At 42.5% G+C, this 6,782-nt stretch carries 7 protein-coding genes; 5 read left to right on the forward strand and 2 right to left on the reverse strand.

The window, feature by feature from the left end; all coding sequences use genetic code 11:
• Positions 1–54: 54 nt before the first annotated feature.
• Positions 55–1,263, forward strand: a complete 1,209-nt coding sequence (locus tag NFS18_RS13645) for an aspartate kinase (RefSeq protein ID WP_251391077.1) — start codon at positions 55–57, stop codon at positions 1,261–1,263.
• A 112-nt stretch (positions 1,264–1,375) separates the two neighbouring features.
• Here NFS18_RS13645 and NFS18_RS13650 read toward each other — a convergent pair whose 3' ends face one another.
• Together NFS18_RS13650 and NFS18_RS13655 are read right to left on the reverse strand one after the other, a co-directional pair.
• Positions 1,376–1,747, reverse strand: a complete 372-nt coding sequence (locus NFS18_RS13650) for a helix-turn-helix transcriptional regulator (RefSeq protein WP_251391079.1) — start codon at positions 1,745–1,747, stop codon at positions 1,376–1,378.
• A 156-nt stretch (positions 1,748–1,903) separates the two neighbouring features.
• Positions 1,904–2,419 carry a CYTH domain-containing protein gene (locus NFS18_RS13655; protein ID WP_251391080.1) on the reverse strand — a complete coding sequence of 172 codons (516 nt, stop codon included), beginning with the start codon at positions 2,417–2,419 and terminating at the stop codon, positions 1,904–1,906.
• A 226-nt stretch (positions 2,420–2,645) separates the two neighbouring features.
• On the opposite strand from NFS18_RS13655, the gene NFS18_RS13660 reads away from it, so the two are divergent.
• From NFS18_RS13660 to clpX, 4 genes are all read left to right on the forward strand, one after another.
• Positions 2,646–3,191, forward strand: coding sequence for a DJ-1 family glyoxalase III (locus NFS18_RS13660; protein ID WP_251391081.1), 546 nt, complete (start codon positions 2,646–2,648; stop codon positions 3,189–3,191).
• Positions 3,192–3,362: 171 nt separating this feature from the next.
• Entirely contained in the window at positions 3,363–4,649 is a 1,287-nt protein-coding gene (gene tig / locus NFS18_RS13665) for a trigger factor (RefSeq protein ID WP_251391082.1), read from the forward strand.
• A 121-nt stretch (positions 4,650–4,770) separates the two neighbouring features.
• Positions 4,771–5,352, forward strand: coding sequence for an ATP-dependent Clp endopeptidase proteolytic subunit ClpP (gene clpP / locus NFS18_RS13670; RefSeq protein ID WP_251391083.1), 582 nt, complete (start codon positions 4,771–4,773; stop codon positions 5,350–5,352).
• Positions 5,353–5,387: 35 nt separating this feature from the next.
• The gene (clpX, locus tag NFS18_RS13675) at positions 5,388–6,659 is read left to right on the forward strand and encodes an ATP-dependent Clp protease ATP-binding subunit ClpX (RefSeq protein ID WP_251391084.1); all 1,272 of its coding nucleotides are present in this window, start codon (positions 5,388–5,390) and stop codon (positions 6,657–6,659) included.
• The last annotated feature ends 123 nt before the right edge of the window (positions 6,660–6,782 follow it).

Genomic DNA, 6,782 nt, shown 5'->3' on the forward strand with positions numbered 1-6,782 from the left:
TCCGGCTGAACAATTACATTGTCTGAATAAAGGGAATGACAGCAGGAGGGAAATATGCTGATAGTAAAAAAATTCGGGGGAAGTTCCGTAAAGGATAAGGAACACATTTTTAATGTGGCGGAACGATGCGCCGAAGAGTATAGAAAGGGAAATGATGTCATTGTCGTGCTTTCTGCTATGGGTGACACGACAGATGAGCTGATTGCAAAGGCGAAAGATATCAATCCAAATGCGTCTAGAAGAGAGATGGATATGCTTCTTACAACAGGGGAACAGGTATCAGTGTCTCTGATGGCAATGGCAATTGCTACTTTAGGAGTACCAACTGTATCACTGAATGCTTTTCAGGTAGGAATGCATAGTACTTCTGCCTATGGAAATGCAAGATTTAAAAAGGTTGACACAGACCGGATTGAGCATGAACTGGAATACCGTAAGATTGTTATTGTAACAGGTTTTCAGGGGATTAATAAATATGAGGACTACGCAACACTGGGGCGGGGAGGATCCGATACAACGGCAGTTGCGATTGCGGCAGCTCTTCATGCAGATGCCTGCGAGATTTATACGGACGTAGACGGTGTTTACACGGCAGATCCCCGTATTGTACCAAATGCAAGAAAACTGGAGCAGATCAGTTATGACGAGATGCTGGAGCTGGCATCTTTGGGGGCAAAGGTGCTGCATAACCGCTCTGTGGAAATGGCAAAGAAATATGGAGTACAGTTGGTCGTAAGATCCAGTCTGAACCGCTCAGAAGGAACGGTAGTCAAGGAGGTAGCGAAGATGGAAAAAATGTTAATCAGCGGTGTAGCTTCCGATAAGAATACATCCAGGGTTTCTGTGATCGGTGTAGATGATAAGCCGGGTATTGCATTTAAAATATTCAACACACTTGCAAAGAAAGGAATCAATGTAGACATTATTCTGCAGTCTGTGGGACGCGGCGGAACAAAGGACATTTCTTTTACAGTTGCCCAGGATGATTTAAATGAGACTCTGAGTACGCTGGAAGAAAACAAGGATGCGCTGACCATTCAGGAGATTAACCACAAGGATAATGTGGCAAAGATTTCTATCGTAGGGGCAGGCATGATGAGTAATCCGGGCGTGGCTGCTAAGATGTTTGAGGCATTGTTTAACGCACGGGTTAACATTAATATGATATCCACTTCTGAGGTACGTATTACTGTGCTCATTGATGAAAATGACGTAGAACGTGCAATGATTGCTGTACATGACCGTTTCGGACTTGCAGGCTGAGAAAGATGTATAACAAAATCATGGTTGGAATTATGGGACTTTAAAGAAAAAGCGGCAACAAACCTGTATCTATAGAAGACACAGTGAGTTGACGCTTTTTTTATTCGCGTGTTTAGTTGTTTAAAATCTTCATCACCAGATAACGATCCTCTGGACTGGCTTCCCGATACTTCATGATCAAATCAGTTTCTTCTTTTGAAAGAAATAATGTGGCTTTACTTTCCGGTTCTGCTGCCGTGATATAAGGCGGCCGGTTCTCACGAATCAGAGAGGAACTGTAAGAATCCATAATCAGCTGATTCAGAGTTACACCATACAATTCAGCAAGTTTGATAAGAAGGTCAATATCCGGATTGCGTTTGCCTGTTTCGTAATTGGAATATGCCTGACGTGTAATATTGAGATATTTACTGACTTTATCTTGTGTGTAATTGTGCGCTTCTCTGTATTTGTATAAATTTCTTGTCAGTTGCAGGTTTGCCACAATATTCCCTCCGTTATCTGAAAATAGAAGAACTCGAATAATGTCTAATTATATCAATTTTCCCGATAACAAGGGTTGTTATGCAACAAAACTTAGCAAATATAAGAAAAGCAACATAATGTTTACAAATAGTAAAGCTTTAGAAAATAATGAATCTTATGCGAGGCTGAGTGAACTGTTGTGATATTTGGAAGAATAAGTGACATCTTCCCCAAACCATACCGGCGGATTAAAACGATTTGCAGTTTCTTCATCCGGGAATTCTACCTCTGCAAGAACCAATCCTTCCAGAGCCTCTTTAAAAAAGTCAAGCTCAATATTTAATTCTGAATACTGCGGCAGATCGGTGACAGTGTCTGAATCACATTTACAACCTAACTTAAAAGAATATCCTTCTGATAGCGGGATGACGTATCGCTCTTTGATGATGAGCCGTCCATCAGTTTTTTCTTTTAAATGGCAGTAGGCTTCTTTTGTAAGGGGAAGATTATATTCTTCCCGAACCATCAGTCCCTTGGATTTATAGGTCAGAAAAAAATCGTCATTGTCCTGTCGAATCCGTACTACCGGGGCAGTGCAGAGATATCCCTGTTCAATGTGGCGGCAAGGGTACTTTTCCGGTGCAAAAGGAATTTTCTCTTTTTCAATTAAAAATTTACGTTCAATTTCCATAAAAATCTCCATTCCGCCGCCTTTCAGTTGGCAGCATAAAATATGTATATATGATAACATAAAATACATTTGTTTCAATGGGATCATTTTATAAAACAACTCAAAATGAGAAATGTGCAATTTGAAATATTTTGTCAGTGATGATATAATCAAAAAAATATTTAGAAAAGTTGCAGGGGATTTCATAATCCCAATGGCGACTTTCGCAGAAAGGCGGATTTTAAGCATGAAAAAAGTCAGTGTATTTTTAGCAGAGGGATTTGAGGAAATTGAAGGACTTACTGTAGTAGACATTTTACGCCGGGCAGGAGTTCATACGGATATGGTTTCCATAAATGATTCATTACAGATTACCGGAGCACATGGCATCACAGTCAAGGCAGATATCACATTTGAAAAAATGGATTTTTCGGATGTGGATATGCTTGTATTGCCAGGAGGAATGCCGGGAACTTTACATTTGCAGGAACACAGTGGTCTAAGCGGGCTTTTATGTGCATACGATAAAGAAGACAAGTTTCTCGCAGCAATCTGTGCAGCGCCGAGTGTGTTGGGAGGGCTTGGGATTTTAAAAGGAAAGAAGGCCTGCTGCTATCCGTCTTTTGAAGAAAAGCTGATTGGGGCAGAAGTCGTGATGGAGCCGGCAATACAGGACGGGCATGTAATTACCGGACGGGGAATGGGAACCGCACTGACCTTTGCGCTGAAACTGACCGAGGCGCTGTGTGGCTTGGAGAAAGCGGAAGAGGTGAAAAAGTCTATATTATTCTGACAAAAGCGGAAAAAATACTGGAAATTCAAGGGTGTTTATGCTATACTGTTCCAATGACTGCGAATGTTCATTTTTATTCGATAAAAAACAGGATACCTGAATGTAAACTTACCGGATTGAAAGACGTCCGTAAGATATGAAAAAAGGTACGAATCAAGGAGGAAGCTAAAAATGAGTTTACAGGTAGAAAAATTAGAGCATAATATGGCAAAGCTCACAATTGAAGTTGCTGCTGAAGAAGTGGAAAAAGCAATTCAGACAGCATATTTGAAAGAACGTAAGAAAATCAGTGTGCCGGGATTCCGTAAAGGAAAAGTTCCGCGTCAGATGATTGAGAAAATGTATGGGGCAGAGATTTTCTATGATGAAGCTGCAAACAGCATGATTTCTGAGGCTTATCCGAAGGCATATGATGAGTGTGAAGAGGAAATTGTTTCCCAGCCGCAGATTGACATCGTACAGCTTGAAAAAGGAAAGCCGTTCATTTTTACAGCAGAAGTTGCTTTGAAGCCGGAAGTAACACTTGGAGAGTACAAAGGACTGAAAGTTGACAAGTATTCTACAAGAGTTACACAGAAAGAGATTGATGAAGAGGTTGAAAAAGAGCGTGAACGCAATGCAAGAACAATCGAAGTAACAGACCGTGCAGTTCAGGATAAGGATATCGTAACTCTGGATTTTGAAGGATTTGTTGACGGTGTTGCATTTGATGGCGGAAAGGGTACAGACTATCCGCTTACAATCGGATCAGGTTCTTTTATTCCGGGATTTGAAGAGCAGTTGATCGGTGCTGAGATTGAGAAAGAGATAGAAGTAAATGTTACTTTCCCAGAAGATTATCAGTCAGAAGAACTGGCAGGTAAGGCTGCAACATTTAAGTGTATTGTGCATGCGATCAAAGCAAAGGAGCTTCCGGAGCTGGATGACGAATTCGCGTCAGAAGTATCTGAGTGTGAGACACTGGATGATTATAAAGCAGAAGTAAAGAAGAATATCAAAGAGCGCAAAGAGCGTGAAGGTAAAGAGAAGAGAGAAGACCAGGCAGTAGAGCAGGCAGTGGAGAATGCGCAGATGGATATTCCGCAGCCGATGATTGACTTGCAGGTAAGACAGATGACCGAAGACTTTGCACGTCGTGTCCAGCAGCAGGGACTGAGTCTGGAGCAGTACTTCCAGTTTACAGGACTGAACTCTGAAAAGATGATGGAAGAGATGAAGCCGCAGGCTGAAAAGAGAATCAGGACCAGACTGGTTCTGGAAGCTGTTGTGAAGGCTGAGAATATTGAGATTTCCGAAGAACGTCTGGAAGAGGAACTGAAGACGATGGCAGAATCTTACCAGATGGACGTTGAGAAGCTGAAAGAATTCATGGGTGAGAATGAGAAAGCTCAAATGAAGGAAGATATTGCCGTTCAGGAAGCAGTTACATTAATTTCCGATGCAGCAGTTGAAGCATAGTTTTACGAAGAGTTCAGTGCAGCCGAAAGGCTGCACTGTTATTAAGACACCAACTTTGTGAGGGAAGGTATTATTTAATTTCATAAGACGTAATATCAGATATTAGAGGAGGTCATTGAAAATGAGCTTAGTACCTTATGTCATAGAACAAACAAGTCGTGGAGAGCGTTCCTATGACATCTATTCAAGATTGCTGAAGGACAGAATTATTTTTCTTGGAGAAGAGGTTAATGATGTGTCAGCGAATATTGTTGTTGCACAGCTTCTTTTTTTGGAGGCCGATGATCCGAATAAAGATATACAGTTGTATATCAATAGTCCGGGCGGTTCTGTCACAGCAGGACTGGCAATATACGATACGATGCAGTACATTAAATGTGATGTGTCTACCGTATGTATCGGTATGGCTGCAAGTATGGGGGCATTTTTGCTGTCGGGCGGTAAAAAGGGCAAACGTTTTGCACTGCCGAATGCAGAGATTATGATCCATCAGCCTTCCGGCGGAGCTCAGGGACAGGCAACTGAGATCCAGATTGCAGCAGAACACATCCTGCGTACACGTCAGAAACTGAATGAGATTTTGGCTGCAAATACCGGACAGCCTTTAGAAGTTATTAAGGTTGATACAGAGCGTGATAACTTCATGTCTGCACAGCAGGCAAAAGAATATGGATTAATTGATGAGGTAATTGCCAGTCATTAATATATTTAATGAGGGCAGATAGAGGTGAGATAAATATGGCAGGAAGACTGGTTGATGATACAGTGAGATGTTCGTTCTGCGGTAAAACGCAGGCGCAGGTCCGCAAGCTGATCTCCGGACCGAACGGAGCATATATCTGTGATGAGTGTGTCGATGTCTGTGCAGAGATTATCGAGGAAGAATTTGAATACGATGAGAGAAGCAGTTTTGATGAAATCAATCTTCTGACACCGGAAGAAATCAAAGCATTTCTGGATGGTTATGTGATAGGACAGGACGAGGCGAAAAAGGTGCTTTCTGTAGCTGTATATAATCACTACAAACGGATTATGGCAGGTTCAGATCTGGGGGTAGAATTGCAGAAGAGTAATATTCTGATGCTGGGACCGACTGGATGTGGTAAGACATTGCTGGCACAGACGCTTGCAAAAGTGCTGAATGTGCCATTTGCAATTGCAGATGCAACAGCATTGACAGAGGCCGGATATGTAGGAGAGGATGTGGAAAATATCCTTTTGAAGGTCATCCAGGCGGCAGATGGGGATATCAGACGTGCTGAACATGGGATCATATACATTGATGAGATTGATAAGATTACGAGAAAATCTGAGAACCCGTCCATTACGCGGGATGTTTCCGGTGAAGGTGTGCAGCAGGCACTTTTGAAAATAATTGAAGGGACGGTTGCATCTGTACCGCCGCAAGGGGGAAGAAAGCATCCGCATCAGGAGCTGATACAGATTGATACAACGAATATTTTGTTCATTTGTGGCGGAGCATTTGAAGGTCTGGATAAGATTATAGAAACTCGTCTGGACAGAAAGTCTATTGGCTTTAATTCCGAGATTGCTTCCAAGCATGAATATGACGTGGACGTGCTTCTCCACGAGGCGCTGCCTCAGGATTTAGTGAAGTTTGGTCTGATTCCGGAACTGGTAGGGCGTCTTCCGGTAACAGTATCCTTAAATATGCTGGATCAGGATGCACTGGTTCGGATTTTGACAGAGCCGAAGAGCGCTATTGTAAAGCAGTATCAGAAGCTTTTGGAATTGGATGGGGTGCGTCTTGTATTTGACAGGGATGCACTGATAGCCATTGCAGAGACTTCACTGGCGAGAAAGACAGGAGCAAGGGGGCTGCGGGCAATAATGGAAAATATCATGATGGATACCATGTTCCGTGTGCCGTCAGATGATACGATTAAAGAGTGCAGAATTACAAAGGATGTTGTCAAGGGTACAGGACGACCGTTGTATGAGTGCGACGGGGAGGAACGAAAATCCTTTTTAACATCAGAGAGTGCATAAACGTGAAAATAGTAGCAGGCGGGTGAGAATTCACCTGCCTGTTTTGGTGTTACTGTTCACAGCCTGCTGCTGTGCACAGTAACCGCATTTGTGCATTTAAAATCGCCTGCGGCGAGGCACAAA

The organism is Mediterraneibacter agrestimuris, from assembly GCF_943193195.1.
Lineage (GTDB): Bacteria > Bacillota > Clostridia > Lachnospirales > Lachnospiraceae > Schaedlerella > Schaedlerella agrestimuris.

Bases quoted from the DNA above. Each gene is read 5' to 3' on its own strand.
- NFS18_RS13645 (WP_251391077.1), top strand. From the start codon at position 55: ATGCTGATAGTAAAAAAATTCGGGGGAAGTTCCGTAAAGGATAAGGAA.
- NFS18_RS13655 (WP_251391080.1), bottom strand. From the start codon at position 2,419: ATGGAAATTGAACGTAAATTTTTAATTGAAAAAGAGAAAATTCCTTTT.
- NFS18_RS13660 (WP_251391081.1), top strand. From the start codon at position 2,646: ATGAAAAAAGTCAGTGTATTTTTAGCAGAGGGATTTGAGGAAATTGAA.
- tig (WP_251391082.1), top strand. From the start codon at position 3,363: ATGAGTTTACAGGTAGAAAAATTAGAGCATAATATGGCAAAGCTCACA.
- clpP (WP_251391083.1), top strand. From the start codon at position 4,771: ATGAGCTTAGTACCTTATGTCATAGAACAAACAAGTCGTGGAGAGCGT.
- clpX (WP_251391084.1), top strand. From the start codon at position 5,388: ATGGCAGGAAGACTGGTTGATGATACAGTGAGATGTTCGTTCTGCGGT.